Source organism: Variovorax sp. GW821-FHT09D07 (assembly GCF_059416345.1).
Genome location: NZ_JBWKOY010000013.1, coordinates 120,128 through 141,817 on the forward strand (window position 1 = coordinate 120,128; position 21,690 = coordinate 141,817).

Sequence of the window (21,690 nt, forward strand, 5' to 3'; positions counted from 1 at the left end):
TGGTTCTTTCAGACGGTGCCGAGCAGGCCTTGGGGACGGAAGCGGATCAACAGAAGCAGTGCCACGCCGTAGATCAACATGCGGTACTCGGCCGTCACGCGGAACAGCTCGGGCAGGCTCACGAGCGCGACCGCACCGAGCAGCGCGCCGCTGATGTTCCCGAGGCCGCCGAGGATCACCATCGTGAGCGCGAGGATCGAGATCTGCGAGCCGAAGGTCTCGTGGTTGATGTACGAGTACATGTGCGCGGTGAAGGCGCCGCTCACGCCCGCCGCGAAGCCGCCGAACCCGAAGGCCAGCGCCTTGTAGCGGTCGGGGCTCACGCCGTAGGCGCGCGCGGCCACCTCGTCCTCGCGCACGGCGCGGAAGGTGCGGCCCAGGTGCGAGCGCAAGAGGCGCCACTGCAGCAGGGCCAGCAGCACCAGCGCACCGAACGAGGCCCAGTAGATCGCCTCGTTCGACGACGCATCGCGACCGAACAGCGACAGCGGCGGAATGCCGGACACGCCGATGGGCCCGCGCGTGAGGCTTTCCCAGTTGAGGATGGTGAGCGCCACGATCTCGCCGATGCCCAGCGTGGCGATCGACACGTAGTGCCCGCGCAGCCGGAAGGCCGGGAAGATCAGCGCCGTGCCGATCAGCGACGTGAGAATGCCCGCGGCCACGATGCCCGTGCCCACGGGCAGGTGCAGGTCGAGCACCAGCAGCGACGAGGCATACGCACCGATGGCCAGCAGCCCCGCATGGCCCAGCGAGATCTGGCCGATGGTGCCGGCCACCAGCGTGAGGCTCAGCGCGAGCGCACCGTAGAGCCACGCGTTGGTGAGCGTCTGCAGCACGTAAGGCGACGGATCGAACAGCGGCAGCAGCACGGCCGCGGCGAACAGCGCGAGCAGCAGGCGCGGCGGCACGCGCCACGGCTTGCTCGGTGCGATGAAGGTGCCGGTGAGCGGCTCGGGCGGCAGCACACGCTTGCGGCCGAACAAGCCATTGGGCTTCCACACCAGAATGACCAGCAGCAACGCAAAGGCAAAGAGGTTGCGGTACGGCGTGCCGAGAATCGCCACGCCGTAGCTTTCGATGAGCCCCAGCAGCAGGCTGCCGACGATGGCGCCCGGCACGTTGCCCACGCCGCCGACCACCGTGGCCACCACGCCCTTGAGCGTGGCCTGGAAGCTCATCGCTGGGCTGATGTTGTTGTAGTACATGCCCACCAGCAGGCCCGAGAGCCCGCCCAGTGCGGCGGCGATGGCGAACACGGTCTGGTTCACGCGGTTCACGTCCACGCCCATCTGCTGCGCGGCGTCGCGGTCCTGCGCTGTGGCGCGCACGGCCCAGCCGAGCTTCGTGAAACGCAGGAAGCCGAACAGCACGGCCGCGCTCGCGATGCCGATGCCGGCGATCAAGAGGTCGAGCGCGCCGATGGTGCCGGTGCCGATCTGCAGGCGCCAGTCGGGCAGCTGCGTGGGCAGCGCGCGCGGGTCGGGGCTGAACACCAGCTGCACGAGGATGTCGAGCACGAAGCTGATGCCGATGGTGGCCAGCAGCGGCGCGATGCGCGCGGCGCCCTGCAGCGGCCGCAGCCCCACGCGCTCGATCAGCATGCCGAGTGCGCCCGAGCCGATCACCACCAGCGCGATGGTGACCGGCAGCGGCGTGTGCAGGTAGGTGATGCTCGCCCAGCCGATGTACGCGCCCACGGTGTAGACCGAGCCGTGCGCGAAGTTGATGAGGTGCGAGACGCCGAAGATCAGCGCGAGCCCGACCGCCAGCAACGCATAGATGTTGCCGATGATCAGGCCGTTGACCGTGTGGTCGAAGAAGGAGGTGAAGCTCATCTACTTGGCCGATGCCAGCGCCGCCGCCTTCTCGTCGATCTGCGCCCACTTGCCGTCCTTCACCACCAGGTTGACGCTCTTCACGCCGATCACGCGGCGCGTCTGCGCATCGAAGGTGGCCTTGCCGAAGATGACGCTGGGCACGTCCTTGATCTTGTAGAACGCGTCGCGCACGGCCTTGCGGTCGGCCTTCGGGCCGGCCTGGCGCAGCGCGGCGGCCGCGTACACCACGGCGTCGTAGGCATAGGCGTTGAAGGCGTCGGGTTCCTTGCTGTACTTGGCGCGGAAGCTCTTCACGAAGGCCTGCACTTCGGTGCGCGGCTCCTCGGGGAAGAAGGCGGTGTTGGTGTGGATGCCGTTCACGGCCGCGCCGCCGAGCTCGATGAACTTGGGCGAGTAGACCGAGCCCACGGCGGCGATCGGCTGCTTCAGGCCCACGCTGCGCACCTGGCCCGCGATGAGCGCGCCGTCGGGGTAGTACGAGATGAGCACCACACCGTCGGGGTTGGCGTCGCGCACGCGCACCAGGGTCGAGCGGAAATCTTTCTCGTCGGGCTGGTAGCCCTCGGCGATGGCGAGCTGCGCGCCGCGCTCCTGCGCGGCCTTCACGAGCACGTCCTTGCTGGTGCGGCCCCAGTCGGTGTTCAGGAAGAGCACGGCGATGCGCTTGAAGCCCAGCGTCTTCACGGCCAGGTCGGCCAGCAGCGGCTGCGCGTCGGCCTGGCTGATCGACGGGCTCCAGATGTAGTCGCCGCCCTTGGTGAAGTCGGGGTGCGAGTTGGTGAAGCCCAGCTGCACGAGGCCCGCGCGCTGGTAGATGGGCGAGGCGGCCATCGAGGCGGGGCTGGAGAAGTCGCCGAGTTCGATGAGCACGCGCTTGTCGTTCACGAGCTTCTGCGCAATGGCGACCGACTGGCGCGGGTCGCTCTGGCTGTCCTCGAAGTTGTAGGCCAGCGGCCGGCCGTGGATGCCGCCCTGTGCGTTGATGTGCTCGAGCGCGAGGTCGAAGCCGGCCTTCCACTGCGCGCCGTACTGCGCGTTCTGTCCGGTGAGCGGACCGCTCACGCCGAACCACACGGGCTCGCCGCTGGCGGGTGCGGCCCAGGCCGCGAGCGGCGCGGCCAGCAAGGCGGCGGACAGTGCGACCGCATGGCGCAGGAAACGATGGCGGGTGAACAGCGGCAGCATGGCGTCGGACCTCGGTGGCAGTGAAGGGATGTGCAGGGCCGCGATTCTTCGCCGCTGACCCGTCGCCGGGAAGGAACGAAAACGGAGAGGCTTATGCGCTTTCCGAGCAAGCGAAGGGGCAAGCGCCAACGGCCGCGCGGCCTCGTTTAAGCTGCGCGCCACATGAAGCGACGCCACCTCCTCCAGATGCTCGCCGGCGTGCCGGCCACCGCCCTGCTGCTCTCCGCGTGCGGCAAACGAAAGGCCTCAGCCAACGCGTTGAAGCCCGATGCCCGCGTGCTGGCGCTGGGCGACAGCCTGACCTTCGGTTACGGTGCGTCGCCCGAGACGGCGTGGCCCGCGAAGCTGGGCGAGCTCACGGGCTGGCAGGTCGAGAACGCGGGGGTCAACGGCGACACCTCGGCGGGTGCGCTGGAGCGCCTGCCCGCGCTGCTGTCCGCCGGCAGCTACGACGCGATCCTGATCGGCATCGGCGGCAACGACATGCTGCGCGGCGTGTCGCCCGCCAGCACGCGCGAGAACCTTGCCGCACTGATCGAGCAGGCGCGCGCGCACACGCCGCATGTGGCGGTGCTGGCCACGCCGGCGCCCGATGCGATGCGCGCGGTGGTCGGCTCGCTCAGCGACGCGCCGTTCTACGAAGAGGTCGCGAAGTCGGGGCAGGCGTTGCTGGTCGCCGGTGTGTATTCGGGCGTGCTGTCGGATGCGGCCCTGCGCTCGGACCGCATCCATGCGAACGCGAAGGGCTACGCCAAGGTGGCGGAGCAACTCGCCGAGCAGCTCAAGGCTGCGGGCTGGCGCTGAGGCCTGCGGCGCGGTCGTCGGCGCGCATCGGTGCGCGTGCCGTGGCGCCGCGCACCGGCAGGCTCTCGAGCACGCCGAACAGCAACTCCATCGCAGTGAAGCCGAGGATGATGAGGCTGGCGCCCTGCGTCACGGCATAGACCTGCCAGGTCGCGAACAGGAAGCGCGCCACGGCGTCGTAGCGGCCATAGCGCAGGCGCGGATCGCGGATGCGCAGCACGGCCCAGACGGTGACCACGGAGCCAAGCAGGTTGGCCATCAGCATGTGCACGGGGTCGAAGGCCGGAAAGCTGCCCGGCAGCTGCAGCGTCTGGATGGTCCACAGCAGCAGAGCGTGCACTGCCGCAAAGGTCCACGGGGTGGCGAAGCCGATGGTCACCACGAGGTCGTACCAGGCGCTGGCGCGGACGATGCGTTGGTAGGTGGGAAGCGCGATCATGAAGAAGAGCCCTGCAGGGAGTGAAGAAGCCCCGGAAGCTAAAGCCTCGGGTACGCTCCAGGGTCAAGCACATTCTTCGGCGAAGGAACCACGACCATGCAGATCGGCCAGCTGGCTTCGGCGACGGGCTTGAGCCGCGACACGCTGCGCTTCTACGAAGAGCGCGGCCTGATCCGCGCGCAACGCGGCAGCAACGGCTACCGGGTCTATGCGAAGGAAACCGTGCAGATGGTGGGCTATATCCGCACCGCGCAGAAGCTCGGCTTCAGCCTCCACGAGATCGGCGACAACCTGCCCGCGGTGTGGGAATCGGCCGCGCCCGACCAGGCGATTGCGGCGCTGCTGGCCGACAAGGTCGCGGTCATCGACCAGAAGATCGCCGAGCTGAACGCGCTGCGGCAAGACCTGCTGACGCGCGTACCCGCCGGCTGCCCGATGGCTCAGGCGGCCTGCGCGCGCAACAGGTCGACGTAGGCGCCCTGCACCAGCTGGCTTTCGGCCACGCCGAGCCGGGCCATGAGCGCATGGGCTTCGGTCACGCCGGCATCCGCAAGCTCGCCGTCTTGCAGCACCACTTCGAGTTCGAGGAATTCACCGAGCCCTTCGACGCGGTCGAGGTGCACGCGCGTGCGGCCCACAAGGAACAGGCGGCGCTGCTTGCGCACGCGGCCGGCCTGGCCCCAGGCGAGCGTGAGCGATTCGCGCAGCGCGTCGGGCGTGGTGATCGGCGTGATCAGGTAGAACGATTCCTTCGGGCCGGTGCTGTCGGCGCGGCGGTAGAAGATGAGCTCGGCGCGGTCGGGCGCGAAGGTGCGCAGCTTGAGGCGGTCGGCGCTGTGCTCGCAGCGGAAGAAGGTGTCGTCTTGCGCGATCTCGATGGGGCCCTGGTCGGCGAGCGTTGCGGCGATTTCTGCGATGCGGTCCACGCTGTCGATGCGGGCCTTGATCTCTATGTTTCTTGCCATGTCTGTGGGCTTCTGTGAGATGGGATTCGGGGCGCGTGCACAGGCCACCGGGTACTTCCCTCCGCGAATGTCCCCCGGGCTTCGCCCTCCTCCTTGATTTCGCTGCGGGAAGCACCCAGTGTCCTGCGCACAGGACGCGGCGCTGGTGTGCAGCCGATCAACGACCGCACTGCCCAGCGCTCACGTCGATGGGGTGCCTTGCGCAGCGAAATCAAGGAGGAGGGGCGAAGCCCCGGGGGACATTCGCGGAGCAAGGTACCGCGTCGGCGGGAGCGTCGCCCTGAAGGAACAGCAGCAAAGACTCAGGGCGCGTTGCCCTGCGGCCCCACAGGCGGCGGCGCCGCGCGTCCGCTGGAGCCCGGTGCCAGCTTTCGTCCGAAAGCTTCGCCCACGTTGCGCACGGGCCGGCTGGCTTTTTCCGACACGTTGCTCACGCCGCGCCGCGTGGCCGCATCGGCGCGGTTGACGCCGCGGCCGGCGGCGTTGGTGCCGCGTTGCACGCTGCCCACCACCTTGCCGCTGCGCGAGGGCGACTTGATCGTGTGGGCGCGTTCGGCCTGGGGCGGGTTGTCGGCGCTCTGCGCCTGCGCGGTGACGGGCAGCCAGAGCGCGGCCGCGATGGCGGCGAGCGATGCGGTGATGTGGAAGGTTTTCATGGCGTCGTCCCCTGGGAATGGTCTTCGGATTCGGCGGCGGCCGCGCGGGCCATGCGCTCGCTCTTCCAGTACACGTCGTCGCCGCCGTTCATGCGGTTGAGCACGCGCGCGAGCACGAAGAGCAGGTCGCTGAGCCGGTTGAGGTACTGGCGCGGCGCGTCGTTGAGTTCAGTGGTGGCGCCCAGCGACACCACGGCGCGCTCGGCACGCCGCGCCACGGTGCGGCACACGTGTGCGAGCGAGGCGGCGCGCGTGCCGGCGGGCAGGATGAATTCGGCCAGGCGCGGCAAGGCGGCGTTGTGGTCGGCCAGTGCGTTGTCGATCTGCAGCAGCGCCTCGGGCTTGAGCAGCATGAAACCGGGCATCGAGAGTTCGCCGCCGAGGTTGAAGAGCTGGTGCTGCACATCGACCAGCAGCTCGCGCACGGGCTCTGGCAGCGGTTCGCACAGCAGCACGCCGATGTGCGAGTTGAGTTCGTCCACGTCGCCCATCGCGTGCACGCGCAGGTGGTCCTTGGGCACGCGGGTGTTGTCGCCCAGGCCAGTGGTGCCGTCGTCGCCGGTGCGGGTGGCGATCTGGGAAAGTCGGTTGCCCATGGGCGCTCCTCGGTTCAGGTCGAAAGGCCGGCGGCGTCGATCTTGCCGGCCAGCCATTGCAGTCCGGCCAGATGCTGATGGTCGTGGCTGCACAGGTAGTGGATGAGGCTGCGCATCGTGAGCGGGCCGTAGCCCTCGAACACGGCCGTGCGCGCCAGCTGCGCGTCGCTCAGCTGCGAGATGATTTCCATCGTCTGCACGCGCGCCTGGCGGAACTCGGCGAGCACCGCTGCAGGGTCGGCCGCGCCGTAATGGCGCTCGATGGCCAGCGGCTCGCTGTCGATCGATGCGAGCGTCGGATGGGTTTCGGCGAGCGTGCGGCGAAAGCGCACGTGGTAGCCCTCGATCTCGATGTCGCGCACATGGCACAGCTGCTCGATGGCGGTGAAGGCTTCGCTGGGCACGCCCTCCCACGACGGCGGCGCCCAATGCCGAAAGGCTTTGGGAATGGCCGCGTAGTGGGCTTCGAGCTGCGAGGGAAAGGCCGCGAGGGCTGCAAGGGTCGTGGGGTTCATGTCTTTTACCGAAGCGCATTATGGTGCGCGCTCCGTAAAATGACCGATCCCCCTCAGCCCCTCCAGGAGACGCCCGATGAACGCCCCGACTTCCACCTCGCACCTGATGCCGGCGCTCCATCTGCGCGACGTTCCCGCGGCCCTGATCGACGGGCTGAAGGCGCGCTTCGGCGATAACTGTTCCACGGCGATGGCAGTGCGCACGCAGCACGGGCGCGACGAGTCGTCGTTCGACGCACCGCCGCCCGCGGCCGTGGTGTTCGCCGAAAGCACGCAGGATGTTGCCGATGCCGTGAAGCTCGCGAGCGAGCACAGTGTGCCGGTCATTCCCTTCGGCGTGGGCTCTTCGCTCGAAGGCCACCTGCTCGCCGTGCAAGGCGGCATCAGCATCGATGTGTCGCGCATGAACCAGGTGCTGTCGATCAACGCCGACGACCTCACGGTGACGGTGCAGCCGGGCGTCACGCGCAAGCAGCTCAACGAAGAGATCAAGAGCACGGGCCTGTTCTTCCCCATCGACCCGGGCGCCGACGCCTCCATTGGCGGCATGACGGCCACGCGCGCCAGCGGCACGAACGCGGTGCGCTACGGCACGATGCGCGAGAACGTGCTGGCGCTCGAGGTGGTCACGGCCAGCGGCGACATCATCCGCACCGGCACGCGCGCCAAGAAATCGTCGGCCGGCTACGACCTCACGCGCCTCATGGTGGGCAGCGAAGGCACGCTGGGCGTGGTCACCGAGGTCACGCTGCGCATCTACCCGCTGCCCGAGGCGGTGTCGGCGGCCATCTGCTCGTTCCCGAGCATTGAGGCCGCGGTGCGCACCACCATCGAGACGATTCAGCTCGGCGTGCCGATCGCGCGCGTGGAGCTGATCGACGTGAACACGGTGCGCATGGTGAACGCCTACGCCAAGCTCAACCTGCGCGAAGAGCCGATGCTGCTGATGGAATTCCACGGCTCGCCCGCGGGCGTGAAGGAGCAGGCGGAGACGGTGCAGGAGCTCGCGAGCGGCCATGGCGGCAACGCCTTCGAATGGGCCAGCACGCCGGAAGAACGCACGCGCCTGTGGACCGCGCGGCACAACAGCTACTTCGCGGCCGTGCAATCGCGTCCGGGCTGCCGCGTGATCTCGACCGACACCTGCGTGCCGATCTCGCGCCTGGCCGACTGCCTGCTCGACTCGGTGGCCGAGGCCGACGCCAGCGGCATCCCCTACTTCCTCGTCGGCCACGTGGGCGACGGCAACTTCCACTTCGGCTACCTGCTCGACCCGAACATCCCCGAAGAGCGCGTGAAGGCCGAAGAGTTGAACCATGCGCTGGTGAGCCGCGCGCTGGCGCTCGAAGGCACCTGCACGGGCGAACACGGCGTGGGCCTGCACAAGATGGACTTCCTGGTGACCGAAGCCGGCGTGGGCGCGATCGACATGATGCGCACGATCAAGCGCGCGCTCGATCCGAAGAACATCATGAACCCGGGCAAGATCTTCAGCCTCTGATCCCTCGCGATCACGCATCAATGAAAAAGCCCGGCGGCTCGCAAGAGCGCCGGGCTTTTTCGTGGCCCGAAGGCCCGCGTCCTGTTCTTACCTGCGGCGACGTGCCGGTGCCGGCTCCGGTGGCACGTAGGTCTGCGAAGGCGCGGCGCCGCCATCCACACCCAAACGGCCACCGCCGCCCAGGCCCTGGCCGCGCACCGTCTGCGCCTTGTAGTTGCGCAGCGAACGGACCATCTGGTTGAAGGCGTCCATGAAGGCTGCGGCAATCACCTTGCCCTGCGCCGTGTTGGTGTAGCCGCCGAGGCCACCGGCGCCGCTGCGGCCGGCCAGGCCGCCGAAGGCGCCGAAGTCGGTCTTGGAGGCGCTGCCCTCGGCTGCTGCGACCTGCACGCCCGAGCGGTTATCGATGAGCGTCAGCAAGGCGCTGGCTTCCTTGGTCTGCAGGCTGCCGCCGACGGCTGCGATGGCACGGCCACGGCCGCCACCCACGAGACCGCCGAGCGCGCCGCCGATGCCGCCAGCATCGCTGTTGCTGAACACGATCTCGGGCGACAGGCCGTAGTCGGACGCCACCATCTGGCCGCGGCCGAAGTTGCTGCCGCCGCGCATCTCGCCCGACTGCTGCAGCGCGCGTTCACGCGTCATGGCGTTCATGCCGGCCGCGCCGCGCTCGACGACGATGAAACAGTTCGACTGCTGCACCAGCAAACGCAACAGATTTGCAGTAGGCGGCAGGCGGTACTCGCCCGTGAGGATGGTGTACCAACCGGCGTTGACGTTCTCGACCAGCGAGACGGTGCCCAGCGGCGATTCGCAGCGCTCGAGCTGGCTGCTCTCGCCCGACGTGGCACCGCCGGCGGCGCTGCCCGTGGCCATGGTCTTGGCCGACTGGCTGCCCATCTGCATGTCGGTGGTGGCGCAGCCCGTGAGCAGCAGCGCGCCGACGGCGACTGCGGCGAGCGGGAACTTGGTGGCGAAGAACGGCATGGTCGACTCCCTCGTTTCGATGGTGGTGGTCTTGCAGGGCTGAAAGAAAAACCGCGATCGAGGATACGCGCAAAGGATTGCAGGAATCAATCAAACGAACGCTGGGGTCCGTCTTCGCAACGCAAGCCGAACTAGGCCGTTCGGCGGATGCGTTCGATGAGCCCGTTGAGTGCTTCGATGGAGCCGAAGTGGATCGCCAGCTCGCCGCTCTCACCGCGCTTCGTGCGCTTCTTGATGCGCACCTCGACCTCGGCCGTCAGCAGGTCGGCCAGCTCTTCTTCCACGCGCTGCAGGTCGCGCGACTTCTCGCCGGCATTGCCGCGCCGCGAGGGCGTGAGCGTGAACTCGGCCGCGAGCTTCTTCACCAACGCCTCGGCCTCGCGCACCGACATCTTCTTGGCGGCGATCTGGTTGGCCGCGGTGATCTGCGTGCCGCGGTCGAGCGACAGCAGCGCGCGTGCGTGGCCCATGTCGATGTCGCCGGCCATCAGCATCAGCTGCGCGGGCTCGGCGAGGTTCAGCAGGCGCAGCAGGTTGCTGGCGGCGCTGCGCGAACGGCCGACAGCCTGGGCCGCCATTTCGTGAGTGAGCCCAAACTCGGTCACCAGGCGTTGCAGGCCTTGGGCCTCTTCCAGCGGGTTGAGGTCTTCGCGCTGGATGTTCTCGATGAGCGACATGGCCGCCGCGGCCTCGTTGGGCACGTCGCGCACCAGCACCGGCACGGTGTCCAGGCCGGCGAGCCGGGCGGCACGGAAGCGCCGCTCGCCCGCGATGATTTCGTACTCGGCGTTCTTGGCCGCGGCCGACTCGGCATCGAGCCGGCGCACCAGGATCGGCTGCATGATGCCCTGCACCTTGATGCTCTCGGCCAGCTCGTACAGCGCGCCCTCGTCCATGCGGGTGCGCGGCTGGTAGACGCCGGCCACCATCTGGTCGAGCTTCAGGGTGTTGGGGTTCTGCGGGGCACCGCCCTCTTCCGTGGCGCGGTCGCCGCCATTGCCGAGCGGATCGGCGGAGGGTGCGGCCGTCGGGCCGAGCAGCGCTTCGAGGCCGCGGCCCAGGCCCTTGGGTTTCTTGGTCGCCATCAGTGCGTGTCTTTCGAGAGGTCGTTCAGGAGTTTCCGGCCTTCGGGCCAGTCGCCCAGGCCGGATTCGGCGTTCAGGTGGCCGCCGGTGCCGGCATCGATGAAGCGTGCGCCCCAGTCGCGGGCCAGCTGCTTCGAGCGCGAGGCTTCGCAGTACGGGTCGTCGTTGGCGGCGATCAGCACGGCCGGAAACGGCAGCGGCTGGCGCACGATAGGTGCCCAGCCGGGAATCAGTTGGCGCAGGTCGTCGCGCTCCAGGTCGCCGGGCGCCACCAGCAGCGCGCCGCGCACCTTGTGCGTGTTGCGCGAGTGGGCCGCCCAGGCGGCGGTGAGGATGCAGCCGAGGCTGTGGGCAGCCAGCACCACTTGGCCCGGCGCGGCCAGCACTTCTTCTTCGAGGCGGATCGACCAGTCGCCGCGCAGCGGGCGCATCCATTCGTGCTGGTCGACGCGGCGGTCGCCGTAGACCGACTCCCAGCGGGTCTGCCAATGGCCGGGGCCGCTGTTCTGCCATCCGGGCAGCAGCAGGATGCGGGGTTCACTCATGGCTGGTTGCTACGAACTTGATAGCGCCTGCCGCCCTTCGGGCGGGCGTCAGACGGGGTTTTGGTCGGTATCGGCGACGGAAGCAGAAGGCGCGGCGGCCAGCACATCGTCGGGAATCGGCAGGTCGGGCACCACGCGCGGCGGGGGCGTGACCGGCGGTGCCACCGCGCCCGAGGCGAAGGCGCTCGCGGGCGGCATCTTGGCGACCAGCTCTTCCGCGAAGGCGATGAAGGCCTGGCTGCCGCGGGCGGCCGGGTCGAACACCACGCCCGGCAGGCCGTAGCTCGGCGCTTCGGCCAGGCGCACATTGCGCGGGATCACCGTATCGAACACCTTGTCGCCGAAGTGGGACTTGAGCTGCTCGCTCACCTGCTGCTGCAGCGTGATGCGCGGATCAAACATCACGCGCAGCAGGCCGATGATCTGCAGGTTCTTGTTGAGGTTGGCGTGCACCTGCTTGATGGTGTTGACCAGGTCCGTGAGCCCTTCGAGCGCGAAGTACTCGCACTGCATCGGCACGATCACGCCGTGGGCCGCGCACAGGCCGTTGAGCGTCAGCAGGCTCAGGCTCGGCGGGCAGTCGATCAGCACGAAGTCGTACTCGGCACCGACCGCGGCCAGCGCGGTGCGCAGGCGTTTTTCGCGGCGGTCGAGCGCCACCATTTCGACTTCGGCGCCGGCCAGCTCACGGTTGGCACCCAGCACGTCGTAGCTGGCTTCGGCCTCGACAAGCTTGTCGGACTTCACCCGCGCCTCGGCCACCGAGGCCGACTCGAGCAGCACGTCGTACACCGTGAGCTCCAGCTGGCGCTTGTCGATGCCCGAGCCCATGGTGGCGTTGCCCTGGGGATCGAGGTCGATCATCAGCACGCGCTGGCCCACCTTGGCCAGGCCGGCGGCGAGATTGACAGTGGTGGTGGTCTTGCCGACGCCGCCCTTCTGGTTGGCGATGCAGAAAATCTTGGCCATGTGTCGTCAGTGCGGGTCGTCGGGGTCGGTCAGCGCGAGATCGCGAGCTTGATGCCGAAGGCAATCAGGAAGGTGCCAGCCAGCTTTTCGAGCGTGGCCGAGATGCGGGGATTGGCGCGGATGCGCTCGGCCAGGAAGTGCGTGAGCAGCGTCGAGGTCAGGCCGTACAGGAAGGTCAGCGCGGCGATGGTCACGGCCATGGCGCCGAAGGTGATGACACCCTGGTGGCGCGCCGGATCGACGAACAGCGGGAAGAAGGCCATGTAGAACACGATCGCCTTGGGGTTCAGCAAGGTGATCGTCAGCGCCTGGCGCAGAAAATGGCTCGGGCGGATGTTCAAAATCGGTGCCGCGCCGGGCTTGGCCAGGAGCATCTTGAGGCCGAGCCACGCCAGGTAGGCGGCGCCCAGCCATTGCACCGCCTTGAAGGCGGCCGGGTAGGCAGCCAGCACGGCGGACACGCCCGCCACCGCCGCCCACATCAGGACCTGGTCTCCCAGGATCACGCCGAAGGTCGCTGCCAGGCCGCCACGAATGCCGCCTTTGCTGGTCGAAGTGATCAGCGCCAGATTGCCCGGACCGGGAATCAGAAGGAACAGGACGATGGCGGCGACGAATGCGCCGTAGTCAGCGATGCCGAACATGGGATTTGCCTCGAAAAAGAGAGCCAGGGGAGGCTTCGAGTCTAAGGCAGGCCAGCGCCGGGAAGATTGCTCCGGCACCGGCTTTTGCCGGTGCCGTCGCATCTTTTACGAAATCAGGCGGCCTCTTTGCGCGCCCAGACGATACAGCGCTCGGCGTCCAGGCCCGGCACCGTCAGTTGTTCCACGTGAAACACTGCAACGCCGGCCGGCAAGACGGCCAGTTCATCGGTCGGCACCTTGCCCTTCATGGCCAGCCAGACGCCGCCCGGTGCCAGCAGGTGCACCGAGCCGTTGAAGAAATCGGGCAGCGACGCGAAGGCGCGTGAGCTGATCACCTCGTAGCTGCCGGCCAGCGATTCGACTCGCGCGTGCAGGCCGCGCAGGTTCGGCAACTCCAGTTCGGCCGCCACTTGTTGCACAAAGGCGGCCTTCTTGGCGACGGCATCGAGGCAGCTGACCTCGATGTCGGGCCGCATGATGGCGATCACCACGCCCGGCAGACCGCCGCCGGAGCCGACGTCGAGCAGCCTGCCCTTCCCTGCCCACTCGCGCTGCAGCGGTGCGACGGCCGCGAGGCTGTCGAGCAGGTGGTGCGTCATGACGCCGGCCGGGTCGCGCACGGCCGTCAGGTTGTAGACCTTGTTCCACTTGAGCATCAGCGTGCCGTAGGCCAGCAGCTGTTCGCCCTGCGTGTCGGACAGGGCCACGCCCAAGGCGGCTGCGCCTGCGCGCAGCGTGTCGAGGGGCGTCGCGCTCATGGTGCGGTGTGCGGCTCGGTGGCAGCAGCTTCGGTGGTTTCTGTGGTCGCGGCGGTATCGGCGGCATCGCGGGCGAAGGCCTTGTGCCCGCCCTTGCGCAGGTGAATCATCAGCAGCGAGATCGCGGCGGGCGTGACGCCGGAGATGCGCGATGCCAACCCCAGCGTTTCGGGTCGGTGCTTGTCCAGCTTCTGGCGCACCTCGAAGCTCAGGGCCTTGACCTGGCCGTAGTCGAAATCGGCCGGCAGCTTCAGGTTCTCGAAGTGGACGGCGCGCTCCACTTCGTCGTGCTGGCGCTCGATGTAGCCGGAGTACTTGGCCGAGATCTCGATCTGCTCGATCTCGGAAGCGCTCAGCGCCGACGACGGGCCGTACTTGCCGCCGTCCAGTGACATCAGGGTTTCGTAGTTCACGTCGGGCCGGCGCAGCAGGTCGGCCAGGTTGTATTCGTGCTCGATGGCCTTGCCCAGCACCCGGGCCGACTCGGTCGCCGGCAGGTTGCGCGGGTTCACCCAGATCGACTTGAGCCGCTCTGTTTCACGTGAAACAGCGTCGCGCTTGCGGCTGAAAGCGTCCCAGCGCGCGTCGTCCACGAGGCCCAGCTTGCGCCCTGCTTCGGTCAGTCGCATGTCGGCGTTGTCCTCGCGCAGCTGCAGCCGGAACTCGGCGCGGCTGGTGAACATGCGGTACGGCTCGGTCACGCCCTTGGTGATCAGGTCATCGACCAGCACGCCCAGGTAGGCCTCGTCGCGGCGCGGCAGCCAGGCGTCTTCGCCCCGGCACTGCAGCGCGGCGTTGATGCCGGCGAACAGGCCCTGGGCCGCGGCTTCTTCGTAGCCGGTGGTGCCGTTGATCTGTCCGGCAAAGAACAGGCCGCGGATCGCTCGGGTCTCGAAGCTGCTCTTGAGTTCGCGCGGATCGAAGTAGTCGTACTCGATGGCGTAGCCCGGGCGCAGGATGTGGGCGTTTTCCAGGCCCGGCATCGAGCGCACCAGCTGGTACTGAATGTCGAACGGCAGGCTGGTCGAGATCCCGTTCGGGTAGTACTCGTTGGTCGTCAGGCCTTCGGGCTCCAGGAAGATCTGGTGGCTGTCCTTGTCGGCGAAGCGGTTGATCTTGTCTTCGACGCTCGGGCAGTAGCGTGGACCCACGCCGTCGATCTTGCCGGTGAACATCGGGCTGCGGTCGAAGCCCGAGCGGATGATGTCGTGCGTGCGCTGGTTGGTGTGCGTCACCCAGCACGGCATCTGCTGCGGGTGCATCTCGACCTTGCCCATGAAGCTGAACACCGGCATCGGCCCTGCCCCACCGGGCATGCCGTCGCCGGGTTGTTCGGTGCACTTCGAGAAGTCGATGCTGCGGCCGTCCAGGCGCGGCGGCGTGCCGGTCTTGAGGCGGCCCTGCGGCAGCTTCAGTTCCTTGAGGCGCGCCGACAGGCTGATGGCCGGCGGGTCGCCTGCGCGGCCGGCCTGGTAGTTGTCGAGGCCGACGTGGATGCGGCCGTCGAGGAAAGTGCCCGCTGTCAGCACCACGGTGCGCGCGCGGAAAGAAATGCCCACCTGCGTGACGGCGCCGACCACGCGATCGCCTTCGATCATCAGGTCGTCGACGGCTTGCTGGAACAGGCTCAGGTTCGGCTGGTTTTCCAGGCGGTGGCGGATCGCGGCCTTGTACAGCACGCGGTCGGCCTGCGCCCGCGTGGCGCGCACGGCTGGGCCCTTGCTCGAGTTGAGGATGCGGAACTGGATGCCCGCCTCGTCCGTGGCAATGGCCATCGCACCGCCGAGCGCGTCGACCTCCTTCACGAGGTGGCCCTTGCCGATGCCGCCGATCGACGGGTTGCAGCTCATCTGCCCCAGCGTCTCGATGTTGTGGGAGAGCAGCAGCGTCTTGGCGCCCATGCGTGCGGAAGCGAGCGCGGCTTCGGTGCCGGCATGGCCACCGCCGACGACGATCACATCGAATTCTTCGGGGTACAGCATTGGAAAAAGGGGGCGCACCACAGACGCGTGCGCGGCGCAAAAAAGGGCACTAATTTTAAGCGGCGATGCCCTGCCGCAACCCCTGTGTGGACAAGCTAGGGAGCCACGCCAAAATCGGCCCGGAGCCTTGTCGGCATTATGTAGATTGCTATATATTTAATAGCAAACAATCCCCGTCAGGCGGGCACTTGCGCGGGCTCCGACACCGGATCGGGCTTTTCGATGCCCCGCAGCTCGCCGCTGGGGGCCGGCGTGCGCGGCGGCACCGCGCGCTCGTCCTGCAGCTCCTGCACCGTGAGCTTCTTGTCGGTCATGCGCACCGCGCCGAAGATCGTGGAGAAGGCCACGTCCTTTGCGTCGCGCCCCGTGCCCACGCGCACCAGCCGATCGACGGGCGCCATGCGTGTCGGATCGAACAGCACCCACTGCCCGCCGAGCCAGGCTTCGAACACGGCATGGAAGTCCTGCGGTGGCTCGTCGAACCACACATAGCCCACCACCAGCCGCGCCGGAATGTTGAGCGCGCGGCAGAAGGTGATGCCCAGGTGCGCGAAGTCGCGGCACACGCCGGCGCGCTGCACGAACACTTCGCGCGCCGTGGTGGTCGAGTCGCTGCTGCCCGGCACGTAGACGATGCTGTCGTGGATCCAGTCGGCAATCGCCTGCACGCGGCCGATGCCCGGCGGCAGGTCGCCGAAGAGCTGCTGCGCGCAGCGCGCCAGCAGGTCCGACTCGCAATAGCGCGTGGGCAGCAGGTCGCCCAGCACCGCGTCGGGCAGCTGGCTCACCGGCACCTCGGGCAAGGTAGCCGGCACATGCACCACCGGGCGCCGCACCGTCGCGCGGTAGGCGATGGTCAGCGGCCCGGGCGCCGCGTCGAAGCGCACGAAGCGGTTGCCGCTGTCGGCCTCGCAGCCCACCCGCAGCCGCGCGGGCGGCGCGATGGTGAGCGTCTCGGCCAGCACCGCCTGCGCACCCGTGCGCGCGGCCTCGATGTTCAGCCGCAGGTGCGCCGGGGCGTCCACCTCGTAGTCCAGGCGCAGGTCGACGTGCGACAGGTGCATGGCATGAGGCAAGGCGGTCAATCGAGCGCCTTCTTCACCGCGCCCACGCCAAGTGCGGCCAGCACCACGAACAGCACCGCCAGCACGAGAAACAGGCCGAACAGCAGCTTGGCGATGCCCGCCGCACCGGCCGCCACGCCGCCGAAGCCCAGCAGACCCGCCACGAGCGAGATGACCGCAAAAATGATCGCGTACTTGAGCATGGTGAACCACTCCTTGGTTGCTTTGCGGCGGGCATGCGCCGCCGTGTCCGGACTGTAGGAAGCCCGGCTACGCCGCCCGATAGTCGGCACGCGCGAGCCGCCGTAGGACAAAAACGCGATGCGGCCAAACCCGCTAGCATCCCCTGCGGTCGCACAGATCTTTTCCTTCTATCCATTGGAGTTTTTTCGAATGAAGCTGTACTACTCGCCCGGCGCCTGCTCGCTCTCCCCCCACATCGCGCTGCACGAAGCGGGCATCGCCTTCGAGCCGGTGCTGGCCAGCACCAAGAGCCACAAGCTGCAGGACGGCACCGACTACTACGGCATCAACCCGCTGGGCTACGTGCCGATGCTCGAGCTCGACGACGGCACCCGCCTGCGCGAAGGCCCGGCCATCGTGCAATACATTGCCGACCTCGCGCCCACCAAGAACCTCGCGCCCGCCAACGGCACCATGCCGCGCTACCGCCTGCAGGAGTGGCTGACCTTCATCGGCACCGAGATGCACAAGGGCTTCAGCCCGCTGTTCAACCCGGCCATGCCCGAGGAAGCCAAGACCATCTCCAAGGACAAGCTGAAGGCCCGCTTCCAGTGGCTCGACGGCGAACTCGCCGCCAAGCAGTACCTGATGGGCGAGCATTTCAGCGTGGCCGACGGCTACCTGTTCACCGTCACCAACTGGACCAAGCCCACCGGCGTGGACATCTCGGACTTCCCCAACGTGCTGGCCTGGCACGCCCGCGTGGCTGCCCGCCCCGCCGTTCAGGAAGCGATGAAGGCCGAAGGCCTGCTGAAGTAAGCAAAAGCGCACAGAACGCGACGCCAGCGACGATCCGGGCCACCCCAGGGAAAACCCGGATCACCGCAGCCACAAGCCGCATGCCGCGGCTTTTTTTTCGGGCGACGCTACGGCATCCGTCACCAGGAAGCCGAGCCGCCCATGTCCGAATCCCCTCCCCCTTCTTCCCCGTCCCCCATCGAGCTGCGCGAAGAGATGCGCGGGCCCGTCATGTGGCTCACCATCGATCGCCAGGAACGCCGCAACGCCATCAACGCGGCCGTGCTCGAGGGCCTGTCCGATGCGCTGGCACGCGCCAACCGCGACACCGCCGTGCGCGCCGTGGTCCTCACCGGCGCCGGCACGCGCGCCTTCTGCGCCGGCGCCGACCTGCAAAGCGGCACCTCGTTCAAGTTCGACTACGCCGCGCCCTACCAGGGCATCGCCAACCTCTTTCGCCAGGCGCGGCAATCGACCGTGCCGCTGATCGCGCGCGTCAACGGCGCCTGCATGGCGGGCGGCATGGGCCTCATGGCGATGTGCGACCTGGCCGTGGCCAGCCGCCAGGCCGTGTTCGGCCTGCCCGAGGTGAAGGTCGGCGTGTTTCCCGCACAGGTGCTCAGCGTGCTCGGCGGTCTGCTGCCACGCCGCGTGCTGGCCGAGATGTGCATCACCGGCGAACCGATCGACGCCGCGCAGGCGCTCGAGCTGAAGCTGGTCAATCGCGTGAGCGACGACGTCGACGAGAGCGTCGACTGGCTGCTGGGTCGGCTGCTCGACAAGTCGCCCGCCGCCATCCGCCGCGGCCTGTACACGATGAAGAAGATCGAGGCCATGGCCTTCGAGGAATCGATGGCGTTCACCGAAAGCCAGATCGGCCTGTTCGCGCTCACCGAAGACGCGGCCGAAGGCCAGCTCGCCTTCCGCGAGAAGCGCAAACCGCAATGGAGTGGCCGATGAACAGCAGCAACCACAACAACAATCGCGTCGTCCGCATCGGCGGCGCCTCGGGCTTCTGGGGCGACAGCAGCGTGGGCGCGCCGCAGCTCGTGGCCAGCGGGCAGATCGACTACCTCGTGTTCGACTACCTCGCCGAGCTCACCATGTCGATCCTCGCGGGCGCGCGGCTGAAGAAGCCCGAGCTGGGCTATGCGACCGACTTCGTCTCCGTCGCGATGAAGGCCGTGCTGAAAGACGTCGTGAAACAAGGCATCCGCGTCGTGAGCAATGCGGGCGGCGTCAACCCGCAAGGCTGCGCCGATGCGCTCGCGGCATTGGCCGCCGAGCAAGGCGTCTCGCTGAAGATCGCCGTGGTCAGCGGCGACGACGTGTCGCCGCTGCTGCCCGAACTGCGCGCTTCGCAACCGCCCGTGCGCGAACTGCAGAGCGGCGCGCCGCTGCCCGAGCGCGTGCTCAGCGCCAATGCCTACCTGGGCGCGCGCCCGGTCCAGGCCGCGCTCGACGCGGGCGCGCAGGTCGTCATCACCGGCCGCTGCGTCGACTCGGCCGTCACGCTCGGCGTGCTGATGCATGAATTCCAATGGCAGCCCGGCGACCACGACCTGCTTGCCGCGGGCAGCCTCGCGGGCCACATCATCGAGTGCGGCTGCCAGGCCACCGGCGGCCTGCACACCGACTGGGACACCGTGCCCGACTGGCCGAACATCGGCTATCCCATCGTCGAATGCAGCGCCGACGGCAGCTTCGTCGTCACCAAGCCCGCGGGCACCGGCGGCAAGCTCACGCCCGCCGTGGTCGGCGAGCAGATGCTCTACGAAATCGGCGATCCCGCCGCCTACCTGCTGCCCGACGTGGTGGCCGACTTCACGCAGGTGCGCATCGAACAGGCGGGCGAACACCGCGTGCGCGTGCACGGCGCGCGCGGCCGCGCCCCCACCGGCAGCTACAAGGTCTGCGCCACGTATGTCGACGGCTTCAAGACCGCGGCGCAGCTCACGATCGTGGGCTTCGACGCGGTGGCCAAGGCGCGGCGCACCGGCGAAGCGATCCTCGCGCGCACCGGCGCCCTGTTCGCGCAGCAGGGCCTCGGGCCCTACAGCGGCACGCAGCTCGAAGTGCTCGGCGCCGAGTCCTGCTACGGCCCGCACGCGCAGACGCAGGCGCAGCAGATCCGCGAGGCCGTGCTGCGGCTCGCCGTGACGCATCCGCGCAAGGACGCGCTGGAGCTGTTCACGCGCGAGGTCGCGCCGGCCGGCACCTCGTGGGCGCCCGGCACCACGGGCGCGGGCGGCGGACGCGCCTCGGTGTCGCCGTCGATCCGGCAGTACGCGTTCCTGCTCGACAAGGCGCGCGTGGGCCCGCAGGTGCGCGTCGATGGGCAAGCCGTCGATGTGCCAGCGACGCTCGCCACCAGCGGCGACCCGCCTGCAGTGCGCACCAACGATGAACTGCCCCTGGCCACGCCCGGCGACGACGCCATCGAGGTCCCGCTGATCCGCCTCGCGTGGGCCCGCAGCGGCGACAAGGGAGACACCTCGAACATCGGCGTCATCGCGCGCCATCCCGAACTGCTGCCGCTGCTGCGCGCGCAGCTCACCGAGGCGCGCGTGGCCGCATGGCTCGCGCACCTGGTGCAGGGCCGCGTCACGCGCCACGAGGTGCCCGGCATCCACGCCTTCAACTTCGTCTGCGAGCAGGCGCTGGGCGGCGGCGGCATGGCCTCGCTGCGCAACGACCCGCTCGGCAAGGGCATGGGGCAAATCCTGCTGGCGCTGCCCGTGCGCGTGAACCCGGCGCTGCTGGCGCGGCTGCTTCCTTAGCACCAATCGGGACAACCGTGCGACAGCAGGGTTGAGACGGGCGGCTTAGCCTTGCGCCTGTTTCAACTCTGCCCCCTCAATCCACGATGTCCACCCTTTTCGACCCCGTCCAGGCCGGCGACCTCCAGCTCGCCAACCGCATCGTGATGGCGCCGCTCACGCGCAACCGCTCGCCCAACGCGATCCCGCCCGACATCGCCGCCACCTACTACGCCCAGCGCGCCAGCGCCGGCCTGCTCATCACCGAAGCCACCGCCATCAGCCACCAGGGCCAGGGCTACGCCGACGTGCCCGGCCTCTACGGCACCGAGCAGCTCGACGCCTGGAAGCGCGTGACCGACGCCGTGCACGCCGAGGGCGGCAAGATCGTCGTGCAGCTGTGGCACGTGGGCCGCGTCTCGCACACCGAACTGCAACCCGGTGGCGGCAAGCCCGTCGCGCCCTCGGCCATCACCGCCAAGACCAAGACTGTGCTCATCAAGGACGGCGTGCCCACCTTCGTTGAAACGTCGGAGCCGCGCGCGCTCGACGCAGCCGAACTGCCCGGCATCGTCCACGCCTATGCCGCGGCCGCACGCAACGCCGTCGAGACCTCAGGCTTCGACGGCGTGGAACTGCACGGCGCCAACGGCTACCTGCTCGACCAGTTCCTGAAAGACGGCAGCAACAAGCGCACCGACGACTACGGCGGTTCCATCAAGAACCGCGCGCGCCTGCTGCTCGAGTCCACGCGCGCCGTGGTCGACGCCGTCGGCGGCGGCAAGACCGGCATCCGCCTGTCGCCCGTCACGCCCGCCAACGACGCGCACGACAGCGACCCGCAGCCGCTGTTCACCTACGTCGTGCAGCAGCTCGCGCCGCTGGACCTGGCCTACATCCACATCATCGAAGGCGCCACCGGCGGCCCGCGCGAAATCGCCGACCGCCCCTTCGACTATGAAGCCCTCAAGGCTGCCTACCGCGCCGCAGGCGGCAAGGCCGCCTGGATGGTCAACAACGGCTACGACCGCCCCCTGGCCGAAGAAGCCGTGAAGGAAGGCGACGACCTCGTGGCCTTCGGCAAGCCCTTCATCTCGAACCCCGACCTGGTGCGCCGCCTGCGCGAGCACGCGCCGCTGAACGAGCTCGACAAAGCGACGATGTATGGGGGTGGAGTGAAGGGGTATACGGACTATCCGGCGCTGGGCTGAGCCAGCCTTCCAGCGTCAACTTCTTCGCGCTTGCTTCGCCCTTTTTGGCGAGCAGCGCGTGAGGTGACGATTGTTCGCAGTGTGCGCCGCGCAGTCCCTGCAGACTGCGCCGACCTCTCCTCCTCTCAAGGAAGTCGTCGATGCCGCGCACGCTGTCTGTCTCTTCTGCTGCGATCCCTGTTGTTCTTGGTCAGGCTGCACTG

Annotated in this window: 23 protein-coding genes; 7 read left to right on the top strand and 16 right to left on the bottom strand. The window is 68.4% G+C overall.

Going from position 1 to position 21,690, the window contains the following annotated elements:
• Positions 1 to 8 precede the first annotated feature (8 nt).
• Entirely contained in the window at positions 9 to 1,838 is a 1,830-nt protein-coding gene (locus AC07OX_RS29825) for an ABC transporter permease (RefSeq protein ID WP_495263038.1), read from the bottom strand.
• Positions 1,839 to 3,026, bottom strand: a complete 1,188-nt coding sequence (locus tag AC07OX_RS29830) for an ABC transporter substrate-binding protein (protein WP_495263037.1) — start codon at positions 3,024 to 3,026, stop codon at positions 1,839 to 1,841.
• Positions 3,027 to 3,188: 162 nt separating this feature from the next.
• Between AC07OX_RS29830 and AC07OX_RS29835 the strand changes: the two genes are divergently transcribed.
• On the top strand, positions 3,189 to 3,830 hold the full coding sequence (locus AC07OX_RS29835) for a GDSL-type esterase/lipase family protein (RefSeq protein ID WP_095948441.1): 642 nt from the start codon (positions 3,189 to 3,191) through the stop codon (positions 3,828 to 3,830).
• Here the strand turns inward: AC07OX_RS29835 and AC07OX_RS29840 are convergent.
• Positions 3,808 to 4,269, bottom strand: coding sequence for a hypothetical protein (locus AC07OX_RS29840; protein WP_495263036.1), 462 nt, complete (start codon positions 4,267 to 4,269; stop codon positions 3,808 to 3,810). The genes AC07OX_RS29835 and AC07OX_RS29840 overlap by 23 nt on opposite strands.
• Positions 4,270 to 4,365: 96 nt before the next feature.
• Here AC07OX_RS29840 and AC07OX_RS29845 point away from each other — a divergent pair, with 96 nt between their 5' ends.
• Positions 4,366 to 4,743, top strand: a complete 378-nt coding sequence (locus tag AC07OX_RS29845) for a MerR family transcriptional regulator (RefSeq protein WP_495263035.1) — start codon at positions 4,366 to 4,368, stop codon at positions 4,741 to 4,743.
• On the opposite strand, the gene AC07OX_RS29850 is transcribed toward AC07OX_RS29845, so the two are convergent.
• From AC07OX_RS29850 to AC07OX_RS29865, 4 genes are all read right to left on the bottom strand, one after another.
• Positions 4,710 to 5,234 (bottom strand): class IV adenylate cyclase, encoded by a 525-nt coding sequence (locus AC07OX_RS29850; RefSeq protein WP_495263034.1) that lies wholly within the window; start codon positions 5,232 to 5,234, stop codon positions 4,710 to 4,712. The genes AC07OX_RS29845 and AC07OX_RS29850 overlap by 34 nt on opposite strands.
• A gap of 302 nt (positions 5,235 to 5,536) precedes the next feature.
• Complete coding sequence (locus AC07OX_RS29855; protein ID WP_495263033.1) at positions 5,537 to 5,890, bottom strand: hypothetical protein; 354 nt, start codon at positions 5,888 to 5,890, stop codon at positions 5,537 to 5,539.
• Complete coding sequence (locus AC07OX_RS29860; RefSeq protein ID WP_495263032.1) at positions 5,887 to 6,486, bottom strand: cob(I)yrinic acid a,c-diamide adenosyltransferase; 600 nt, start codon at positions 6,484 to 6,486, stop codon at positions 5,887 to 5,889. The genes AC07OX_RS29855 and AC07OX_RS29860 overlap by 4 nt, the downstream gene beginning before the upstream one ends.
• Positions 6,487 to 6,500: 14 nt before the next feature.
• Entirely contained in the window at positions 6,501 to 7,001 is a 501-nt protein-coding gene (locus tag AC07OX_RS29865) for a DinB family protein (RefSeq protein ID WP_095948436.1), read from the bottom strand.
• Between the two features lie 76 nt (positions 7,002 to 7,077).
• Between AC07OX_RS29865 and AC07OX_RS29870 the strand changes: the two genes are divergently transcribed.
• Positions 7,078 to 8,502, top strand: coding sequence for an FAD-binding oxidoreductase (locus AC07OX_RS29870; RefSeq protein ID WP_070061438.1), 1,425 nt, complete (start codon positions 7,078 to 7,080; stop codon positions 8,500 to 8,502).
• Between the two features lie 87 nt (positions 8,503 to 8,589).
• Here the strand turns inward: AC07OX_RS29870 and AC07OX_RS29875 are convergent, their stop codons facing one another.
• The 9 genes from AC07OX_RS29875 to AC07OX_RS29915 all read right to left on the bottom strand — a co-directional run bounded on the left by AC07OX_RS29875 (position 8,590) and on the right by AC07OX_RS29915 (position 16,739).
• On the bottom strand, positions 8,590 to 9,489 hold the full coding sequence (locus AC07OX_RS29875) for a CsgG/HfaB family protein (protein ID WP_070061439.1): 900 nt from the start codon (positions 9,487 to 9,489) through the stop codon (positions 8,590 to 8,592).
• A 131-nt stretch (positions 9,490 to 9,620) separates the two neighbouring features.
• Positions 9,621 to 10,574 carry a ParB/RepB/Spo0J family partition protein gene (locus tag AC07OX_RS29880; RefSeq protein ID WP_062473760.1) on the bottom strand — a complete coding sequence of 318 codons (954 nt, stop codon included), beginning with the start codon at positions 10,572 to 10,574 and terminating at the stop codon, positions 9,621 to 9,623.
• Positions 10,574 to 11,119, bottom strand: coding sequence for an RBBP9/YdeN family alpha/beta hydrolase (locus AC07OX_RS29885; protein WP_070061441.1), 546 nt, complete (start codon positions 11,117 to 11,119; stop codon positions 10,574 to 10,576). The genes AC07OX_RS29880 and AC07OX_RS29885 overlap by 1 nt, the downstream gene beginning before the upstream one ends.
• A gap of 48 nt (positions 11,120 to 11,167) precedes the next feature.
• Positions 11,168 to 12,088, bottom strand: coding sequence for a ParA family protein (locus tag AC07OX_RS29890; RefSeq protein ID WP_095743040.1), 921 nt, complete (start codon positions 12,086 to 12,088; stop codon positions 11,168 to 11,170).
• A 29-nt stretch (positions 12,089 to 12,117) separates the two neighbouring features.
• Positions 12,118 to 12,732 carry a LysE family transporter gene (locus AC07OX_RS29895; protein ID WP_095743039.1) on the bottom strand — a complete coding sequence of 205 codons (615 nt, stop codon included), beginning with the start codon at positions 12,730 to 12,732 and terminating at the stop codon, positions 12,118 to 12,120.
• Between the two features lie 113 nt (positions 12,733 to 12,845).
• The gene (rsmG, locus tag AC07OX_RS29900) at positions 12,846 to 13,490 is read right to left on the bottom strand and encodes a 16S rRNA (guanine(527)-N(7))-methyltransferase RsmG (protein ID WP_095948434.1); all 645 of its coding nucleotides are present in this window, start codon (positions 13,488 to 13,490) and stop codon (positions 12,846 to 12,848) included.
• Complete coding sequence (gene mnmG / locus AC07OX_RS29905) at positions 13,487 to 15,472, bottom strand: tRNA uridine-5-carboxymethylaminomethyl(34) synthesis enzyme MnmG (RefSeq protein WP_495263031.1); 1,986 nt, start codon at positions 15,470 to 15,472, stop codon at positions 13,487 to 13,489. Before mnmG ends, rsmG begins: the two co-directional genes overlap by 4 nt.
• Positions 15,473 to 15,648: 176 nt before the next feature.
• On the bottom strand, positions 15,649 to 16,557 hold the full coding sequence (locus tag AC07OX_RS29910; protein ID WP_495263030.1) for a transglutaminase-like domain-containing protein: 909 nt from the start codon (positions 16,555 to 16,557) through the stop codon (positions 15,649 to 15,651).
• Positions 16,554 to 16,739: a DUF1328 family protein gene (locus AC07OX_RS29915; protein ID WP_013538518.1), complete on the bottom strand. Its 186-nt coding sequence runs from the start codon at positions 16,737 to 16,739 to the stop codon at positions 16,554 to 16,556. Before AC07OX_RS29915 ends, AC07OX_RS29910 begins: the two co-directional genes overlap by 4 nt.
• A 190-nt stretch (positions 16,740 to 16,929) precedes the next feature.
• On the opposite strand from AC07OX_RS29915, the gene gstA reads away from it, so the two are divergent.
• The 4 genes from gstA to AC07OX_RS29935 all read left to right on the top strand — a co-directional run bounded on the left by gstA (position 16,930) and on the right by AC07OX_RS29935 (position 21,487).
• Positions 16,930 to 17,538, top strand: coding sequence for a glutathione transferase GstA (gene gstA, locus AC07OX_RS29920; protein WP_447739793.1), 609 nt, complete (start codon positions 16,930 to 16,932; stop codon positions 17,536 to 17,538).
• 141 nt (positions 17,539 to 17,679) lie between these two features.
• On the top strand, positions 17,680 to 18,477 hold the full coding sequence (locus AC07OX_RS29925; protein ID WP_495263029.1) for an enoyl-CoA hydratase/isomerase family protein: 798 nt from the start codon (positions 17,680 to 17,682) through the stop codon (positions 18,475 to 18,477).
• On the top strand, positions 18,474 to 20,297 hold the full coding sequence (locus AC07OX_RS29930) for an acyclic terpene utilization AtuA family protein (RefSeq protein ID WP_495263028.1): 1,824 nt from the start codon (positions 18,474 to 18,476) through the stop codon (positions 20,295 to 20,297). The genes AC07OX_RS29925 and AC07OX_RS29930 overlap by 4 nt, the downstream gene beginning before the upstream one ends.
• Positions 20,298 to 20,383: 86 nt before the next feature.
• Positions 20,384 to 21,487 (top strand): alkene reductase, encoded by a 1,104-nt coding sequence (locus AC07OX_RS29935; RefSeq protein ID WP_495263027.1) that lies wholly within the window; start codon positions 20,384 to 20,386, stop codon positions 21,485 to 21,487.
• Positions 21,488 to 21,690: the final 203 nt, after the last annotated feature.